This window comes from Nocardioides sp. (assembly GCF_050699375.1).
In the GTDB taxonomy this organism is placed as follows: domain Bacteria; phylum Actinomycetota; class Actinomycetes; order Propionibacteriales; family Nocardioidaceae; genus Nocardioides.
In genome coordinates this window covers 29,281-45,800 of record NZ_JBOHDN010000400.1, presented here as the reverse complement: position 1 = coordinate 45,800, position 16,520 = coordinate 29,281, and the positions used below count along the sequence as shown (strand labels likewise).

The 16,520-nt window shown below is 70.9% G+C and carries 14 protein-coding genes; 7 read left to right on the top strand and 7 right to left on the bottom strand.

The window, feature by feature from the left end:
• Nucleotides 1-16 precede the first annotated feature (16 nt).
• Complete coding sequence (gene asnB, locus ACRDPS_RS26190; RefSeq protein ID WP_431504602.1) at nt 17-2,023, bottom strand: asparagine synthase (glutamine-hydrolyzing); 2,007 nt, start codon at nt 2,021-2,023, stop codon at nt 17-19.
• A gap of 223 nt (nt 2,024-2,246) precedes the next feature.
• Here asnB and ACRDPS_RS26185 point away from each other — a divergent pair, with 223 nt between their 5' ends.
• Nucleotides 2,247-2,504 carry an acyl carrier protein gene (locus tag ACRDPS_RS26185; protein WP_141781792.1) on the top strand — a complete coding sequence of 86 codons (258 nt, stop codon included), beginning with the start codon at nt 2,247-2,249 and terminating at the stop codon, nt 2,502-2,504.
• Here the strand turns inward: ACRDPS_RS26185 and ACRDPS_RS26180 are convergent.
• Complete coding sequence (locus tag ACRDPS_RS26180) at nt 2,471-3,145, bottom strand: CatB-related O-acetyltransferase (RefSeq protein ID WP_431504601.1); 675 nt, start codon at nt 3,143-3,145, stop codon at nt 2,471-2,473. The two genes, ACRDPS_RS26185 and ACRDPS_RS26180, sit on opposite strands and share 34 nt — an antisense overlap.
• A gap of 136 nt (nt 3,146-3,281) precedes the next feature.
• On the opposite strand from ACRDPS_RS26180, the gene ACRDPS_RS26175 reads away from it, so the two are divergent.
• Complete coding sequence (locus ACRDPS_RS26175; protein ID WP_431504600.1) at nt 3,282-3,929, top strand: serine O-acetyltransferase; 648 nt, start codon at nt 3,282-3,284, stop codon at nt 3,927-3,929.
• Nucleotides 3,926-5,422 carry a lipopolysaccharide biosynthesis protein gene (locus ACRDPS_RS26170; protein ID WP_431504599.1) on the top strand — a complete coding sequence of 499 codons (1,497 nt, stop codon included), beginning with the start codon at nt 3,926-3,928 and terminating at the stop codon, nt 5,420-5,422. The genes ACRDPS_RS26175 and ACRDPS_RS26170 overlap by 4 nt, the downstream gene beginning before the upstream one ends.
• 39 nt (nt 5,423-5,461) lie before the next feature.
• Here the strand turns inward: ACRDPS_RS26170 and ACRDPS_RS26165 are convergent, their stop codons facing one another.
• The 3 genes from ACRDPS_RS26165 to ACRDPS_RS26155 are packed head-to-tail and all read right to left on the bottom strand — an operon-like array spanning nt 5,462 to nt 8,467.
• Nucleotides 5,462-6,661 carry a glycosyltransferase gene (locus ACRDPS_RS26165; protein WP_431504598.1) on the bottom strand — a complete coding sequence of 400 codons (1,200 nt, stop codon included), beginning with the start codon at nt 6,659-6,661 and terminating at the stop codon, nt 5,462-5,464.
• Nucleotide 6,662: 1 nt separating this feature from the next.
• Complete coding sequence (locus ACRDPS_RS26160) at nt 6,663-7,487, bottom strand: class I SAM-dependent methyltransferase (protein ID WP_431504597.1); 825 nt, start codon at nt 7,485-7,487, stop codon at nt 6,663-6,665.
• The gene (locus ACRDPS_RS26155; RefSeq protein ID WP_431504596.1) at nt 7,484-8,467 is read right to left on the bottom strand and encodes a glycosyltransferase family 2 protein; all 984 of its coding nucleotides are present in this window, start codon (nt 8,465-8,467) and stop codon (nt 7,484-7,486) included. The genes ACRDPS_RS26160 and ACRDPS_RS26155 overlap by 4 nt, the downstream gene beginning before the upstream one ends.
• A 40-nt stretch (nt 8,468-8,507) precedes the next feature.
• Here ACRDPS_RS26155 and ACRDPS_RS26150 point away from each other — a divergent pair, with 40 nt between their 5' ends.
• The 3 genes from ACRDPS_RS26150 to ACRDPS_RS26140 all read left to right on the top strand — a co-directional run bounded on the left by ACRDPS_RS26150 (nt 8,508) and on the right by ACRDPS_RS26140 (nt 12,202).
• Entirely contained in the window at nt 8,508-9,824 is a 1,317-nt protein-coding gene (locus ACRDPS_RS26150; protein WP_431504595.1) for a hypothetical protein, read from the top strand.
• Nucleotides 9,825-9,974: 150 nt separating this feature from the next.
• Nucleotides 9,975-10,781 carry a hypothetical protein gene (locus tag ACRDPS_RS26145; protein WP_431504594.1) on the top strand — a complete coding sequence of 269 codons (807 nt, stop codon included), beginning with the start codon at nt 9,975-9,977 and terminating at the stop codon, nt 10,779-10,781.
• On the top strand, nt 10,778-12,202 hold the full coding sequence (locus tag ACRDPS_RS26140) for an O-antigen ligase family protein (RefSeq protein WP_431504593.1): 1,425 nt from the start codon (nt 10,778-10,780) through the stop codon (nt 12,200-12,202). Before ACRDPS_RS26145 ends, ACRDPS_RS26140 begins: the two co-directional genes overlap by 4 nt.
• Here the strand turns inward: ACRDPS_RS26140 and ACRDPS_RS26135 are convergent.
• On the bottom strand, nt 12,155-12,988 hold the full coding sequence (locus ACRDPS_RS26135) for a glycosyltransferase (RefSeq protein ID WP_431504592.1): 834 nt from the start codon (nt 12,986-12,988) through the stop codon (nt 12,155-12,157). The two genes, ACRDPS_RS26140 and ACRDPS_RS26135, sit on opposite strands and share 48 nt — an antisense overlap.
• Nucleotides 12,985-14,832, bottom strand: a complete 1,848-nt coding sequence (locus ACRDPS_RS26130; protein ID WP_431504591.1) for an ABC transporter ATP-binding protein — start codon at nt 14,830-14,832, stop codon at nt 12,985-12,987. Before ACRDPS_RS26130 ends, ACRDPS_RS26135 begins: the two co-directional genes overlap by 4 nt.
• A gap of 165 nt (nt 14,833-14,997) precedes the next feature.
• Here ACRDPS_RS26130 and ACRDPS_RS26125 point away from each other — a divergent pair, with 165 nt between their 5' ends.
• Nucleotides 14,998-16,227, top strand: a complete 1,230-nt coding sequence (locus ACRDPS_RS26125) for a nucleotidyltransferase family protein (RefSeq protein WP_431504590.1) — start codon at nt 14,998-15,000, stop codon at nt 16,225-16,227.
• Nucleotides 16,228-16,520: the final 293 nt, after the last annotated feature.

Sequence of the window (16,520 nt, the reverse complement as noted above, 5' to 3'; positions counted from 1 at the left end):
GGGGTCATCTGGGGGGTCATCTCTGGGTCATCTCGGGGGTTCGGAGACGGTCGAAGACCGCCATCGGTGCCTCACCGAGGCGCGGCTCCACAAGGCCCGCGCCGGCGAGGAAGTCGTGGTGGAGCAGCTGCACCGAGACCACGGCGACCAGGCGCATCGAGTCGGTGTTGCCGATCCCTCTGCCGCCGCCTCGGCGACACTTGGCCAGCAGGCGCTCGACGAGCTCGGGGCGGAAGACGCCGGCCTCCTTGATGGCCGCGGGCGCGGTGACCGCGTCGAGCCAGTCCGGCGACCCGGCGGCGAAGAACGCGGCGGCATCGGGCGCTCGATAGGGCTGTTTGGGGCGGGCCAGTATCTCGGCAGGTACGAGGTCGGCGAAGGCCCGCTTGAGCAGGTGCTTCTCGTCCAGCCCACGCATCAGCAGGTCGGCCGGCACCCGGCCGGCGAGCTCAGCGACGCGAGGGTCGAGGAAGGGGAAGCGGCCCTCGACCGAGTTGCCCATCAGCATCCGGTCGCCCTGGGAGGCGAGGATGTAACCGGGCAGCAGGGTCGTCATCTCGAGCCACTGGGCGCGCGAGAGCACGTCCCACGACGAGCTCTCCGCGGGCATGGTCGCGGCCAGGTCGCCGGCCGCGTCGGCAGCGACTCGCATGTCCTCGACGAGCATCGACTTCAGCACCGAGGTCGAGTCCCAGCGTGGCCGGTGCGACATCGCCGGGTCACCCGCGACCAGGTTGCGCCCGAAGAAGCTGCGGGCGAAGGCCGGTGCCTGGTTCGGCGAGCGCCGCATCCACGGGTAGAGCCGCTCGACGGCCGCCTCGGCCGCCGCCGGGTCACGGGTCCATAGCTCACGCACCCGCGCCTCACGGAAGATGTCGTAGCCGCCGAGCACCTCGTCGGCACCCTCACCGGTGACGACGACCTTGAACCCGGCCTCCCGCACCAGCCTGGAGAGCAGGAACATCGGCGCCGGGGCGGTCCGCAGCAGCGGGGTCTCGGCGTGGCGTACGACCTCGGGGAAGATCTCGGCGATGTCACGCTCCCCGACCACGACGTCCTCGTGCCGGGTGCCGAGCCGTTGCGCCATCAGGCTCTGGTAGCCGCCCTCGTCGAACTCGGCATCGGCGAAACGCAGCGAGAACGTGTGCAGCGGCGCCTCGGTGAACCCCGCCACGACGCTCGCGGTCACCGCGGAGTCGAGACCCCCGGAGAGGTACGCCCCCACCGGCACGTCGCTACGGGTGAACCGCAGCCGCGCCGCGTCGACGATCGCCTCGCGCAGCGCCTCGGCTGCTTCCTCTGCCCCCATCGACGCCCGACCCGTCAGATCCGTCGGCTCCGTCAGGTCCGGGAACGACGGTGACCAGAAGCGGTGCTCGCTCGTCTCGCCGTTGGGCCCGATCACAAGATAGGACCCCGGCGGCACCTGTGAGATGCCTTCGAAGACGGTCCGCGGCGCGAGCGTGGACCAGAAGGTCAGCACCTCGTCGAGTCCGGCGGGATCGAACCTCCGGGGCACCTCCGGGTCGGTGAGGAGCGCCTTGACCTCCGAGGCGAACAGCAGCCTGTCGCGTACGTACGTGTAGAAGAGCGGCCGCACGCCGAACCGGTCCCGCGAGAGGACCAATGAGCCCGTACGCCGGTCCCAGATCGCCAACGCCCACTGGCCGTTGAAGCGGTCGAAGCAGCCGGTGCCCCACTCCTCCCAGGCGTGCACGATCACCTCGGTGTCGCTGTGGGTACGGAAGGTGTGGCCGCGGTCGCGCAGCTGCGCGGCGAGCTCGACGTAGTTGAAGATCTCGCCGTTGAAGCTCACCCAGACCGTGCCGTCCTCGTTGGTCATCGGCTGCACACCGCCGGCGGTGTCCACGATCGCCAGGCGCGTGTGGCCGAGGGCGACGTGCTCGTCGCGGTAGTAGCCGCTGCCGTCCGGCCCGCGATGGACGAGGGCCGCCATCATCCGTCGGACCAGCTCGGCGTCGGGGGGCCCCGCGTAGGAGCGGATCCCGCTGATCCCGCACATCGATCCTCCAGGTGACGTCGTGTCCTGCTCACAGCGTGGTGTCTGCGTGGTGTCGGGCGGCGGATCGTCCCCGGGGAGGTCCCCTATTCTCGGGATACCGCCCCGACGAGGCACGAACAGCAGGCGGATCGGCGTGGAACATGGCGAAGTGCCCGCTTCGAGCGGTTCGTCACCCGGCCAGGTCGGCCGGGACCGCGGGTGGGCGGGAGGAGAAGCGGATCAGATGGCTGACGTTCAGAGCAGCATCGAGCAGTTCATCCTGGAGAGCCTGCTGCTGGGCGACGACTCGCGGATGCCGGCCGCGGCCGACTCCCTGGTCGAGTCCGGCGTGATCGACTCGACCGGAATCCTGGAGCTCATCGAGTTCCTCGAGGAGGAGTTCGGGATCGCCGTCGAGGAGTCGGAGACAGTCCCGGACAACCTCGACGGGGTGGACCGCCTGGTCGCCTACGTCGCACGCAAGAGCGAGCTGGCGGCCTGAGCCGCCTGGGTTGACCGAACCGGGTCATACGGTCCGGTGAACTCGTCGAGGTGGGAGCGCAGATCCTCGAGATCACGCTCCCACCACCTCTCCTCCAAAAGCCCTTCGATCGTCTCGGGGTCGAAGCGGTAACGAACCACTCGTCCCGGGTTGCCGGCCACGACGGCGTACGGCGGTACGTCCTTGTTGACGACCGCGCCGGCAGCCACGACGGCTCCGTCGCCGACCACGTCGACGCTCGGCATGATGATCGATCCGTGACCCAGCCAGACGTCGTTGCCGATGCTCAGCGGGCTGAACTCCCAGGCCTTGTCGGTCACCCCGAGCGCCGGGTTGAAGAAGTAGCCGTGCATCGACTTGTAGTGCATCGGGTGGTTGTCCGTGGCGGCGAAGGCGCCGTGGGCGATGGAGCTGTAGCGACCGATCGTCGTGCCCCGGCCGAAGGCCCAGGGGATGAAGCAGCCGCCGTGGGTGTACATCCCGATGTCGACGCCATGGTGGCGGCGGAAGATCTCGCGCAGGGTGGGGGAGAGGTATTCGTCGCCCTCACGTCTGCGGACCAGCTTGACGATCAGCGGGCGGAGGCTGCCGGGGGCGCGGCCATAGGCGGCGACCGCGCGCTCGTTGGGTTCGGTACGCATGGGGCAAGTCGACCCGGACACGGGCCGCAACGCCCGGCATCGGTCGGCGCATCCCCGATTCTCGGGACCTCGCCCGGAGACTCGCCGCGGATCGAGCCGGCGGCGGGAGGCTGGGTCCGTGGGATCGAGACAGTCAGTGGGATCGAGACAGAGTGCTGAGCGCGCGTTCGAGGTGGATGTGGCGAAGGCGTACGCGATCTTGCTGGGCACCCGCACGCCGCGGTTGTCCGGGCGACTGAGATTGTGGATCGGGTCCTTCGAGCTGCGCTGCGTCGCTGCGTACCGGTTCGGGAGGTGGGCGGACGGACTGCGCCGCCGCGGCCCTCTGCTCGGGTCGGCCGGGATCCTGCTGACCGTGGTTCACCGGATCTGGAACCGCCGGATGACGAGCCGTCATCACGTCGACATCAGCCCGCGATCCGTGATCGGACCTGGGCTGCTGGTGATGCATCACCACGGGCTCATCGTCGGTCCCTCGCAGATCGGTGGCAACTGCGTCCTGCACCAGAACGTCACCATCGGGCAGCGGGTCGCCGGGGGTGACCAGGGGGTGCCGCGCATCGGCGACAACGTCTGGATCGGACCCGGCGCGACGATCGTGGGCGCGATCGTGGTCGGCTCCGGCTCGACCATCTCGGCGGGCGCGGTCGTCACCCGGGACATTCCGGAGCGCTCGCTGGTGGCCGGCAATCCCGGGCGGGTCATCACCAAGGAGTACGACAACGGCCCGATGCTCAACTTCGACCTGCCGGCGCCACGGCAGCGAGCGGGCATCGTCTCGTGAGCACCACCGACGACGAGCCCGACGTCGTCGTCGAACGCTCCGGGATGGCCACCGGGACCCGGTGGAGCCTGATCAGCCTGGTCGCCAAGAACCTCGGCCGGATCGCCTTCAGCGTGCTCCTGGCCCGGATGCTCGGACCGGAGAACTTCGGCATCGCCGCCCAGGCCACGGTCTACCTGGCCTTCGCGATGGTCTTCCTCGACTTCGGTGTCGCCTCGACCCTCATCCAGCGCGACCGGCTCGATCGCCGGGTCATCGGCACCGCCACGGTGATCAACCTCGGGATCGTGGGGCTGCTGGTCGCGCTGACCTGGGCGCTGGCCGGCCCGGTGGCCGCCTTCTTCGGAACCCCGGAGCTGGTCGCGGTGCTCCAGGTGCTCTCCGCGACCCTGCTGTTCAACGGCCTCGCGGTGGTCCCCAGTGCCCTGCTCATGCGGCGGATGAGCTTCAAGCTCCTGGGCATCGCCGAGGTCGTCGGCACCTTCGGTGGCGGTGCGCTCGGGATCGTGGCCGCCCTGGGCGGCGCCGGTTACTGGGCACTGGTCGCCCAGACGCTCTCCCGCGACCTTCTCTTTCTCACCCTCGTGCTGGTCGTGGCCGGGCCGCCGACGTTCTCCTGGTCGCGCGATGCCGCCGCCTCGATCGCTGTCTTCGGGCGCAACGTGTTCGGTACGCAGCTGCTCCGGTTCGTCGCGGAGAACGCCGACTATGTGCTGATCAGCTGGAGGTTCGGGGCGACGGCGCTCGCCAACTACTCGCTGAGCTACCGGGTGCTCCTGCTGCCGGTGCAGACGCTCGGTCACACCGCCAACCGGCTGATGTTCCCCAGCCTGAGCCGGCTCAACGAGGAGCCCGAGCGGCAGGCCCGCTACTTCGAGCAGGCGACCGCGCTGTTGTGCCTGGTCGTGGCTCCGGCGATGACGCTGGTGGCTCTGGCCGCACCCGGCGCGGTGCCCATCATCTTCGGGTCGGCCTGGACCGGCGCGGTCGCGGCGATGCAGATCCTCGCCGTCGGCGCGATCGTCCGGGTGGTGCTCTCCATCAACCCCAACGCGCTGCTGGCCAAGGGGCTGCCGCACTGGGTCTTTCGGTGGACGCTGGTCTCGGTGCCGTTGCAGGTGCTCGGGTTCGCGGTCGGCCTGCGTTGGGGGATCGAGGGGGTCGCCTGGTCCTACCTGGTGGTGAACATCCCGCTCGGCGTCGTCTCGCACCTGATGGTGAGCCGGGTCATCCCGGTCAGCCACCGCCGCTACGCCCTCGGGCTGGCGCCGGCGCTGCTCGGGGCCGGGCTGATGGTCGCCACCTGGCGCCTGGCCGAGCAGGCGATCTCCTCGGCGAGCGCGGGCGGCCTGGCCGCGCTCGTGCTGGTCGCGGTCGGGAGCTACGCGACCACCCTCTACGGGGTGTGGCTGGTCTCGCGGCGGATGCCGGCGTGGCACGGTCGCCTGGAGGCCCAGGTCGACTTCGTACGCCGCGTCGCCGGCCGCCGCTGACGCCCAGGCGAGGAGCTCGGTCGAGGCCCCGGCCGAACCTCAGGAGCGGCCGGCGAAGGCGTACGTACGCCACTCGCGGTAGCGGGTCTGCCAGTCGTGCGCCGCCCGGAACCGGTCGATCTCCGCGGCCGTGGCCCGCGGTCCGGCTGCGGCCTGTCGCACCGCCGCGGCCCACGGCGCGCCGGGCGGGATCAGCCGGCACCGCCCGGAGACCTTACGGATCGTGGGGAGGTCGGTGGCGATCACGGGTGCCCCGGAGGCGAGGTACTCATACATCTTCAGCGGGCTCATCGTCCGGGTCAGCGCCGTGTCGAGGTGGGGCAGCAGACACGCGTCGGCGCGGGACATCATCGCGAGCACCTGTGGTCGAGGATGCCATCTGTCGGCGATGACGACGTTCGGCAGCGTACGCAGTCTCTCGAACGGCTCGGGCTCGGTGACCAGCCCAACCATGACGATCGTCCAGCTCGGTCCGAGCGCTCCGGCCAGCTCGGTCAGCGCGGCGGTGTCCACGCGGCTCTCCATCGTGCCCGCATAGAGGGCCACCCTGGTCCGAAGCCGGCTGAACCACTCCGGCGGCTGCCCCGGCCGCTCGAACTCCGCGGCGGTCACCCCGTTGGGGATGACATGGCGACGTGGTGCCCCGATCCGCTCGGCCGTCCTTTCGGCCACGGAGATCACCTTCACGTCGCGCTCGGCCATCCGCTCGTAGGCCCACAGGTAGAGGTCACGTGCGGCACGGTGGTGTGGGTGCGGGGCCTCGGCGAAGTCGTCCCAGGCATGGAAGACGACATCGGCCCAGGCGTCCGGGTCGGCGGTCGCGGCCTGCACCGGGTCGGAGGTCACCAGGACGGTCGGGTGCGGCGTCAGCCTCCGCAGCAGGCGCTTCTCGACCCGGCCGAAGATGGCCTCCGCCTCGGCAGGGATCCGCGGGAGCCCCCGCCGCAGGCGGTAGTGCTGGAGGAGACCGCGGCTGGGATCCTCACCCATCGACGGGGCCTTGCCCGCTCTGGGGCTGACTCGCGACGCCCAGCTCCGCAGCGGGTCGCTGACCAGCACCGAGTCCAGCCCGGGATCGCTCAGGGCCTCTCTGACGATCGCCTGACCGCTGCGGTAGTGACCGTCCTGCGTGCCGTCGGCCCAGGTGCGCATCGCCAGGCCGAACGCGGCGTGCCGGATCGGCTGCCGCGCCGAGGGGTCGGGGCGGAGGGCGGGGGACCGCTCGTAGGTGGGCCGCATGTCAGTGCGGCTTCGTGAGGAAGAAGATCGGCTCCGGCGAGAGCCCGAAGCGGTCGATGACCGCCTCCTCGAACCGCTCGCTGACCGAGATCCCGCGTACGTCGAAGCCCGCGTCGCTCAGCTTGACGGTGAAGTCCTTGCCGTACTGCCGGACATGGCCGACATCGCGAGGGTCGGGCGCTGCGTACTCCCGGGTGGTCCGCAGGTCCCAGTCGACCGGCACCTGCACGATCGCCTGGCCACCTGGCTTCAGGATCCGCAGGATCTCCTTCAGTGCTGTGTCGGCGTCCGGGATGTGCTCGAGGACGTGGAAGCAGACGAAGTAGTCGACCGAGTCGGTCTCGTAGTGCATGTCGGTGATGTCGCCGCGCTCCATGGCATGCCGCTCCAGGTCGAAGGAGACGTAGTCGATGCCGTCCTGCATCCGCATCAGCCGCTCGAAGCCGCGCATCGGCGCCACCTCGACCACGCGGCGGCCGCCGGTGAAGAGATCGGTCTCGGCGAGCATCAGTGCGAGCAGGCTGCGATGCCGGTCCTGGCTGGAGCAGCCGGGGCAGGCGACCTCCATCTCGTGGTAGCCCGGACCGGTGTTGGGATAGAAGGTGCGGCCCGACCAGCCACAGATGTTGCACTCGTGCCGGTCCCTGCGGCTCAGGTCGGCCACCAAGAGGACCGGGATCCGGAGCGCGGACTCCAGGCCCTGGCGTACGAAATCTGCGTAGCCCTGCCTCGCCGAGCGCACGATGTGGCGCAGGGTGCGGTATTCCATCCGTGCCCTGTTCTCCCAGGGGCGGGCGGCGGGCCGGGCGGGTGGGGACAGGTTCATGCGGTTGAGACCCTCCGTTGGTGCCAGGCGGCCCGTTGCCGCCAGACTTGCTGCCAGTGGTTGCGATGGGGACCGCCGCGAAGCTGGGACGCCAGCAGCCGGGTCAGCACGCGGGCGTCGAGGAGAGCGGTGCCGGCGGCGATGGCCGGTCTCGTCCAGTGCTTGCGGTAGTAGACGGCCCGTGCCGCCAGGACCTTGACGAGCTTCGCCGAGCGCACCGTGTCCGATCCGCCGCCGGCATGGACCAGCCCGACCCGGTGATGATGTACGCAGCGCCGGCCGCTCCGGCGGACGCGGAGCGAGAGGTCGGTGTCCTCGCTGTAGAGGAAGAACCGCTCGTCGAAGCCGCCGACCTCCTCGAAGACGTCGCGCCGGATGAGCAGGAAGCAGCCCGTGACGACGTCGACGTCGCGGGTGTCGCCACGGTCCCAGCCGCCGAGGTGCTCGGGGTTGAACAGCGTGGTGCCCGACCCGAGGGCGTTGAGGCCGAGCGCCTCGCACAGCGCCGACCACAGGGTCGGGCGACCGAAGCAGCAGGTGCTGTTGAGACCGCCGTCGGGGTAGCGGGTGCGGCCGCCGAGGATCCCGATCGACGGGTCCGCCAGCATCGCGTCGGTGGCGATCGACAGTGCGTCCTCATCCACCACGGTGTCTGGATTGAGGAACAGGACCAGCTCGGTCTCCAGGGTGTTCGCGGCGAGGTTGCACGCCTTGGCGAAGCCGAGGTTCTCGAGCTGCGCGAGAACGCGTACGCCGGGGTGGTCACGGCGGACGACGGCCACGGTCGAGTCGGCCGACGCGTTGTCGACCACGACCACGTCCATCGGCCCGGTCGCCGCCGCGCGGAGCGCGTGCAGAGCCGGACCGATGTGGGTCTCGTTGTTGTAGGTCACCAGGACGACGCCCATCACGCCGGCTACGTTGGCAGGTCTGTCGTGGGCGGCCTCCCGGTCAGGGAGAAGATCCCCGATCTGAGGCACCGGGCCCGATTCTCGTGCCCGATATCGGGTATGTGCCCTGGTGGTGTCCCGGGAGGTGGTCGCGCACCCGGAGGCTGAGGACGTGCTGCGAAGACGATCGCTGCTGCTCCTGTCCGTCCTCATCCTGCTGCTCGGGCTCATCCTCGGATGGTCGTTGTCCCGCTCCGGCTCCGAGAACGACCCGAGAGCCTCGACCGAGCCCTCGACCGAGCCGACCACCGAGCCGACCTCCGAGCCGACGACGAGTCCCGGTGCGCCGCCACGGGCCGAGGCGCTGGCAGCACCGCCGGGGCCGTCGGGGCTCAACTGGCCCGATCACACCCCTGCGTACGACACCCCGGCGACGAAGAAGATCGACAAGCTGAGCGAGCTGAACCAGGCGCTCGCGGACGCGACGGCCGGGGACGTCATCGAGGTCGCGCCGCAGACGTGGTCCGGGGGCGATCTGGTGGTCAGCAAGGGCGACGACGGCTGGGCGAGGAACGTCCTGGTCCGCCCACCGCTGGGCCAACGGCAGTCCGTGGTCGTCGACGTCGACGACCGGGCGCTCGTCCTCGACGCGCCGCACGTCACCGTCGCCGGCTTCCAGGCGCGCGAGATCAACATCGCCGAGCGAGGCGACCGCTCCGCGTTCGCCCGGATCGTGATGACCGACAACTCCTTCATCAAGGCCTCGGCCCGCGGTGACGTCGGCGACGACCATGTCCTCGAGGACGCGGGGTTCTACGAGATCGTCGCGCCGGAGGTCCGTACGGACGTCGGCGAGGACCGGATGAACATCAGCACGTACGGCACCGGCGAGGGTGGCGAGGTGGGGGAGGTCGTCGGCCTGACCGTCGCCGGGCTCTGGCTCGAAGGGTCCTACCGTGCGCACGGGTCCGACGCCCACACCGACACCCTGCAGACCTTCGGTGCCGCTGGTTCACCACCGCCCCGGGACCTGACCGTGCTCAACTCGGTGCTCTTCGCCTCGACCAATGCCGCCTGGCAGGCCGGTGACGGTGGCGTCGTCGGCACCTGGACGATTCGCAACAGCCTGATGGTCAACTGCCAGAACGACGACGCCGGCAAGGTGCCCGACGGCTACGACTGCGGGGGCACCAACACGTTCAACACCGCCCTCGACGTCGACCCGGACGCGAAGGTCGTCATCCGGGACACCCGGATGTACGGCAACGTACGCCACCCGGAGCTGCCCTTCGTCCTCCAGGACGTGTGCGCCGACAACCTCGCCGGCGGGGCGGAGTCGGGTCCGGTCGAGGACAAGGGCGGCAACACGCTCGGCGAGCAGGCGGTCGCGGCCAAGTGCGCTCATGTCGACCCGAAGCTGCCGGACCTGGACGCGATCTGGGAGTAGGTGCCAAGAGATCGCGTGTCGGTGCGGTTCCCCTCTATTGAGGATGCTTCCGGGCACGTTGTGGGGGAGGAATGCGCGGGACGCCACCATCTGGATGAGGCCCAACGAACGAGGCTCTGCGAACGAGGCTCCGCGAACGAAAGAGGCACGATGGACTTCTGGGAGCTGGCGATGATCCTGCTTCGGCGGTGGTACGCCTTCGTGCCGATCCTGCTCGCGACCGTCGGGCTGACCTACTTCGGCACCGAGGCGCCGGAGACGATCCACCACGCACAGTCGACCGTGCTGGTGACCAGGGTCCCGGACGATGTCGCGGGGCTGAACCCTTACGCACGCGACGAGACGACGGCGCAGACGATGGCGACCATCATGGGCTCGCCCGAGGCCCGCGAGGAGGTCATCGCGGCCGGCGGGAGCGAGGTGTTCACGGTGACCCCGGCCGCGGAGCGCTCCGCGCTGCTCCTGGTGCAGGGGTCGGCGGGCCAGGACGAGGAAGCACTCGCCACGACCGGTCTGGTCATCGAGACGATGCAGGCGAGGTTGCAGGCGCTGCAGACCGAGGCGGGTGTCAAGCGGCGCGCCCCGCGTTCGCGGGTCGTCGTGGTCTCGCCGCCGTCGCTGGCGGCCCCCGAGACCGGAAGCCGGCTCAGGGAGATCGGGGTCGGTATCGCGGTCGGTGGCCTGCTCGGGGTCGCGGTCGCGCTGGCGGTCGAGGGCCTCTCCCGGCGCCGGGCCAAGAAGCGTACGGCCGAGGGTTCTCCGGCTGAGGATGCTCCGGCTGAGGACTCTGCTGCCGCCGTGGCCGAGGACGCGGCTGACCCTGGCGAAGCGGAGGAGTCCGCTGAGCACGAGCCCGCCGACCGAGAGCCTGCCGACGAGGGGGCCGCGGAGGAGGAGCCCGCGAGCTCGGACGAGGACCCGTCCGCGGAACCCGAGCGCGAGCTGCTGTCGCGGTGAGCGAGGCAGCCGCCGGCGTCGGTCCGGTCCCAGGGACCCGGACCGGGCCGACGCTGCACCGGGTGGACCTGCACCGGGTGAGCAGGTCGTCCCGGCCTCGGTGGCTGCCGACGCTGGACGCCGCGACCCTGGTCGGGGTGACGCTGGTGGTGATGGCCCTCGTACCCGCGCGTGCGGTGGTCCCGCCGCTGGGCGCGGCCGGGATCCCGGCGCTGCTGCTCGGCCTTGGGATGCTGCTTCTCTGCGTGCTCGCACGGCTCTCGACCGGTCTGTTCGTACCCGGTCCGAACGCGCTGCGGTGGGCGCTGATCGGGTTCATCGCGGCGTACGCCCTCGGTTATGTCATCGGCTACCACCGGGCGCTGTCGGAGGCAGGACAGTCCGAGGCGGACCGTACGCTGCTGCGGATGCTCGGGCTCGCCGGGATCAGCCTGTTCATCATCGACGGGATCCGGGACCGTGCCCGGCTGGTCGCCGCGCTGCGGTGGCTGCTGGGCGGCGGGGCGGCGATGGCCGTGGTGGGACTGCTCCAGTTCGTGGCGCAGATCGACCTGGTCCCGATGCTGGTGCCCCCGGGCCTGGTCCTCAACCACGAGCTCATCGGCGCGGACACCGAGCGGTCGGCGATGTTCGCCAGGGTCGCCTCGACGGCGAACCACTACATCGAGTTCGGCGTGGTGATGGCGATGCTGGTGCCGCTCGGGCTCCATTTCATCCTCCACGGCAGCACTCGTCTGCGACGGCAGGTGGCAGTCGTGGCCACCGGCGTCATCGCGTTCGCCAGCCTCGCCTCGCTCTCGCGCAGCGCGATGCTGGCGCTGATCGTGGTGGGTCTGGTGATGGTTCCGGCCTGGACCGGCCGGGCACGGTTCAACCTGTTGTGCGTCGGCGGAATGTTCGTGGTCGGCGTCGCCGCCGTCTCACCGGGGCTGCTGGGGACCTACCGGTCGCTGTTCGTCCGCGTCGACTCCGACCCGAGCATCACCGGCCGGACGATGGACTACGCGCTGGTGTGGCCGATGGTCAACGAGCATCCGTGGCTGGGACACGGGCTGGCGCAGGTCACCATCGACGACATCATCCTCGACAACCAGTATCTGCTCAGCCTCCTCCTCGTCGGCATCACCGGCACGGTGGCACTGCTCGCCGTGCTTCTGGTCGCGGCTTTCATGGCCAAGTGGGTGGCCCGGACCGCCGTGGACGCGGAGGCGCGACACCTCGGTCACGTCCTGGCCGCCCCGATCGTGGCCGCGTTCGTCGTCTTCGGCACCTTCGACGCGCTGGCCTTCTCGAGCTACGCGGTGCTGCTCTTCGCCTTCGTCGGGTTCGCCGGTGCGCTGTGGCGTATCGACAGGGGCGTCTACAGGCGCCGCTCACGCCGCGACCCGGGAGCTGTCGTCGCGGCCCCAGTCGCCGAATGACCCGGATCGAAGCCGCCGCGCGGCAGCGATCTTCATGAGCACCTTCATCGTGACGTAGACGGTGACCGCCGGGGACAGCCACGGCCGCGCGAGCAGGACCCCCTTCCAGGTCGGCTCCGGGGCCGTGACCGGGCGTCCGGTTCTGCGCAGCTGCATGTTGCCGAGCGCGATCCGCGTGCCGCGGCGATAGACACCCCACAGCGTGCGCGGGGCGCGGACGGTGAACGTCGAGCCCGGCGGGTTGACCCGTTCGCCGTGTCCGAAGTGGTCATAGACGAACTGGTCGTCGTTGAGCACGTCGGGGAAGCGCCCGAACCGGGCCCGGCCGGCCTCGGAGAGCCCGTAGACCCCTGCTCCGACCAGATGATGTCGCGCATAGCCGAGCCGCGACCAGACCGCGTAGTAGGCACGTACGCCGGGCCCGCATCCGCGGGTGTCGACGACGATCGCCGGGGCGGCCGCCGGGGCTCCCCTGGAGAGCTCGTCGACGACCAGGCGGAGGCTGTCCAGGGTGAGGTCGATGTCGGCGTCGAGATAGATGCGGGGGAACACGGTGGCGACCTCGTCCGCGGCGTTGAGTGCGGCGATCTTGGAGGCGACGGGCAGGTCGAGGACCGTGACCCCGGCGAAGCCGGAGGCGATCGACACGGTCGCGTCGGTCGAGGCGTTGGCGGCCACGACGACCTCGAGCTCTCCGGGCTCGGCGGTGTCGAGCAGGCGATGCAGCAGCCGGCCGATCCCGGCGGCCTCGTCGTGGGCCGGGATCACCACGCTCGCCCGGGTCATCGGGATGCCTGGCCGGTGACGTACGCCTCGGACTGCAGGTGGAACAGCTCCGCGTAGCGGCCGCCGCGGGCGATCAGGTCGTCGTGGGCGCCTTCTTCGACGACCTGGCCGGCGTCGAGGACGTAGATGCGGTCGGCGCCGCGCACGGTCGAGAAACGGTGCGAGATGAACAGCGCCGTACGTCCGTGCAGCGAGGAGCGCAGCGCCGCGAAGAGCTCGTGCTCGGCGCGCGGGTCGAGGGCGGCGCTGGGTTCGTCGAGGATGACCAGCGGGGCGTCGCGGTAGAGGGCGCGGGCGAGCGCGACCCGCTGCCACTGGCCGCCGGAGAGGTCGATGCCGCCCTCGAAGATGGGGGAGAGCGGGGTCTCCATCCGGTTCGGCAGCCGCTCCAGGAAGCCGAGTGCGCCGGAGGCGTCCGCCGCGGCGGACATCCGGGCGGGATCGACGGGCTCGGCGATGCGGCCGACACGGATGTTGTCGCTCGCGCTCAGGGCGTACCTGACGAAGTCCTGGAAGAGCACCGTGACCCGTTCCCGCAGGCTGGTCGCGCTGAAGCCCGCGGTGTCGTGGCCGTCCCAGGTGATCCGGCCCTCGTCGGGGCGGTAGAGGCCGGCGAGCAGCTTGGCCAGGGTGGTCTTGCCCGAGCCGTTCTCGCCGACGAGGGCGACGACCTCGCCGGCCCGGAGAGTGATGTCCACGCCGGCCAGGGCGGGGGTGGTGGTTCCGGGGTAGCTGAAGGTGAGACCTGAGGTCTCGATCCGGGAGAACGCGACGGGCGCGGTGCTGCCGTCCTCTTCCCCCGACGGGGTCTGGGCGTGGCCCAGGAAGGTGTCGAGGTCGGCGAGGAAGAGGCCCGACTCGAAGATCGAGCGCAGCCCGCCGAACAGGCCCTGCACCTGGGTCGAGAGGAACCTCACCGCGACGATCCCGGCCCCCGCCGCCGCGACCGTGAGCATCCCACCGTCGACCATCCAGACGATCGCGACCAGGGCGGAGCCGAGCGCGAGCGCCGAGGTGGTCTGCCCGAGCAGACCGAGCAGCCCGAGCCGGAGCGCGTGGCGGCGAAGGTGGACCAGGTAGTCCTCGTACAGCCCGTCGAACCGGCCCCGCAGCCACGGGCCGAGGTTGAACGCACGCACCTCCTTGGCCTCGTCGCGACCGGAGAGGAGCAGCGCGAAGTAGCCGCGCAGGCGCACCAGCGGGGTGCTGCGTACGGCGAAGGTGAACTCCCGCCGCGACTCGCTGCGGCTGACCAGCGTCATCGGGATCCCCGCGGCCGCGACCAGAGGCAGCAGCCAGGGCGAGATCGTGACCAGCGTGATGCCGAGGACGACGCAGGCGGCCAGCGCGCCCATGGCGGCGAGCAGCCCCTGGGTGACCTGGTAGGGCCGGGAGAGGGCGCTGGTCTGCACCCGCATCAGGCGGTCCTGGAAGGCCGGCGACTCGAAGGTGCGCAGGTCGACACGGGACGCGACCCCGAGCACCCGCTGCCACATCGACCGGCTCACCGCCTCGCCCACCAGCCGTCGGAGCTGGCCCTGGACGGACCCGGAGACGGCGACCACGGCGGTGGCGGTGACCAGTGCGGCCACAGGGGCGGCGACCCCGCTCATGGAGGCGTCCTCGGCGAGCATGCCGGTCAGGAGCGATCTGACCGCGAACACCTGGCCGGCCAGCGCGACCGCGGCGACGACCTGGAGGGCCAGCTGGGTGGCGTACAGCCTCGGCGCGGCCGAGCGCACCAGGGCAGTGCTCGAGCGCACCAGCCTGCCGAGCTGCCGCAGCGACCTCTGCTCGGATCTCGCCTCTGCCCACAGGGTGAGCGGGTCGGTGGTTGCGGTCACGTCGGTCTCGGCCTTCTTCCAGCGTTGCGGTCCGCATGGGTCCGCCATATAGGGGACAAGTCTCCGGATCCGGCGGCCCCGTGCGCTCTCCCGCGGTGCCATATACCCCGAGGACGGTATGCCGACGCGGCGATGGGTCCGAGGACGATGCCAGGAGGGGTCAGAGTGGGAGGACGACGTACGCGGTACGAGCGGATGCTCGAGTCCGCGTTGGTGGCGCTGTGCACCGGTGCGGAGGTCGACCTGTCCGAGGACGTCGTGCCGCCCGAGGACCTGGCCGCCGCTGCCCGGTTCCACCGGATCGCGCCGCTGGCCCACGCCCGCCTCGCCGCCCGCCATCCGGGGTACGCCGCCGGGCTGTTGCTCGACCGGCATCTGGCGATGATGCGCCACCTGCGTGCGTCGACCGCGATAGGCGTGGTGGCCCGGACTCTCGATGACGTGCCTTGGCTGGTCTACAAGGGGCCCGCGCTCTCCGAGGTCGCACACCCGGTGGCCGGGCTGAGGACGTACGGCGACATCGACCTGCTCGTGCCCCCGGGCCAGCTGAGGACCGCGGTCGACCGGCTGGCCGAGGCCGGTTGGTCGGCGGTCAGGAAGGTCGACTGGTTCCGTCTCGACATGGTGCCGGGTGAGGTGGACCTGATGCGCCCGGGATGGGAGTCGCTCGACCTGCACTGGTCGCCGATGCTCACCAGGGAGCTGCGTACGCGGTTCCCGGTGTCCACCGACGAGGTCGTCGCCCGGCGAACGGCCCTCGACCTCGGCGGGGTGCCCGCCTGGACGATGGATGCCGCCGACACGCTGGTGCACGTCTGCTACCACGGCGCCGGGACCGGCGCGGTGAAGCTCGGGTATCTCGTCGATGCCGACCGGGCCGCGCACCGGGTCGAGGACTGGGACGCCGTGGTCGCCCGGGCTCGTGCCTCCGGGACGGCCGGGCACCTGCTGGTGGTCCTCGGCCGCGCTCATGCGGTGCTGGGGACACCGCTGCCCGATCGGCTGGCCAAGGACCTCGGTCTGGGGACCGGCTTCATGGCTCTGCAACGGATGGTCGACACCTGGTGGCCCGTGCCGGGTCCCGTCGACGTCTCGACGCCGGCGAGCTACCTGGCCCAGGGGGTCGGCCGCGGCGCCGCGTCCAGCATCGGCGGCGCGACCGGCCGGGCGGCGCGCAACCTGCGTCTGCGGATGGTCCGGTCGACCGTCACCCGTCACGGCACCAGGGCACCGTTCGGTGACGAGCTGCTGGAGACCTATCTCGCGGCCGTCGAGGACGAGGCCGTGAGGCCGACCCCGTCGCGTACGGCGCCCGCCAGGCCGGAGGGGAACGGAGGCCCGGCCGGGACGACGGCGACGTGGACCGGGACCCGTTCGACCAGATCGCCGATCTGATCCAGCTGGTCGCGGAGGACCTTCGGGGACCGCCAGCCCAGGAGCCGGGGGAACCGGGTGAGCAGCAGCAGCGCGTCCAGCGGCGCGAGCGACTCGATCCGTACGGCGGTCCGGGCCGGGTCGCGGTCGATCACCGGCACCACGATCGTGGCCAGCGGAAGCGACTCCGTGCTCGCCGTCCGCGGGGCGAACGCGTTGCGGTCGTCGGCGGTGGATCGCTGTCTCCCCGCACCCGCCTGACCATCGGCGAGCTGAGCGGCGGGCCTGCGCAGCCGCAGCTCGGTCGCCCCCAG

Coding starts and splice junctions, on each gene's coding strand:
- asnB (WP_431504602.1), bottom strand. CDS start 2,023: ATGTGCGGGATCAGCGGGATCCGCTCCTACGCGGGGCCCCCCGACGCC.
- ACRDPS_RS26185 (WP_141781792.1), top strand. CDS start 2,247: ATGGCTGACGTTCAGAGCAGCATCGAGCAGTTCATCCTGGAGAGCCTG.
- ACRDPS_RS26180 (WP_431504601.1), bottom strand. CDS start 3,145: ATGCGTACCGAACCCAACGAGCGCGCGGTCGCCGCCTATGGCCGCGCC.
- ACRDPS_RS26165 (WP_431504598.1), bottom strand. CDS start 6,661: ATGCGGCCCACCTACGAGCGGTCCCCCGCCCTCCGCCCCGACCCCTCG.
- ACRDPS_RS26160 (WP_431504597.1), bottom strand. CDS start 7,487: ATGAACCTGTCCCCACCCGCCCGGCCCGCCGCCCGCCCCTGGGAGAAC.
- ACRDPS_RS26145 (WP_431504594.1), top strand. CDS start 9,975: ATGGACTTCTGGGAGCTGGCGATGATCCTGCTTCGGCGGTGGTACGCC.
- ACRDPS_RS26135 (WP_431504592.1), bottom strand. CDS start 12,988: ATGACCCGGGCGAGCGTGGTGATCCCGGCCCACGACGAGGCCGCCGGG.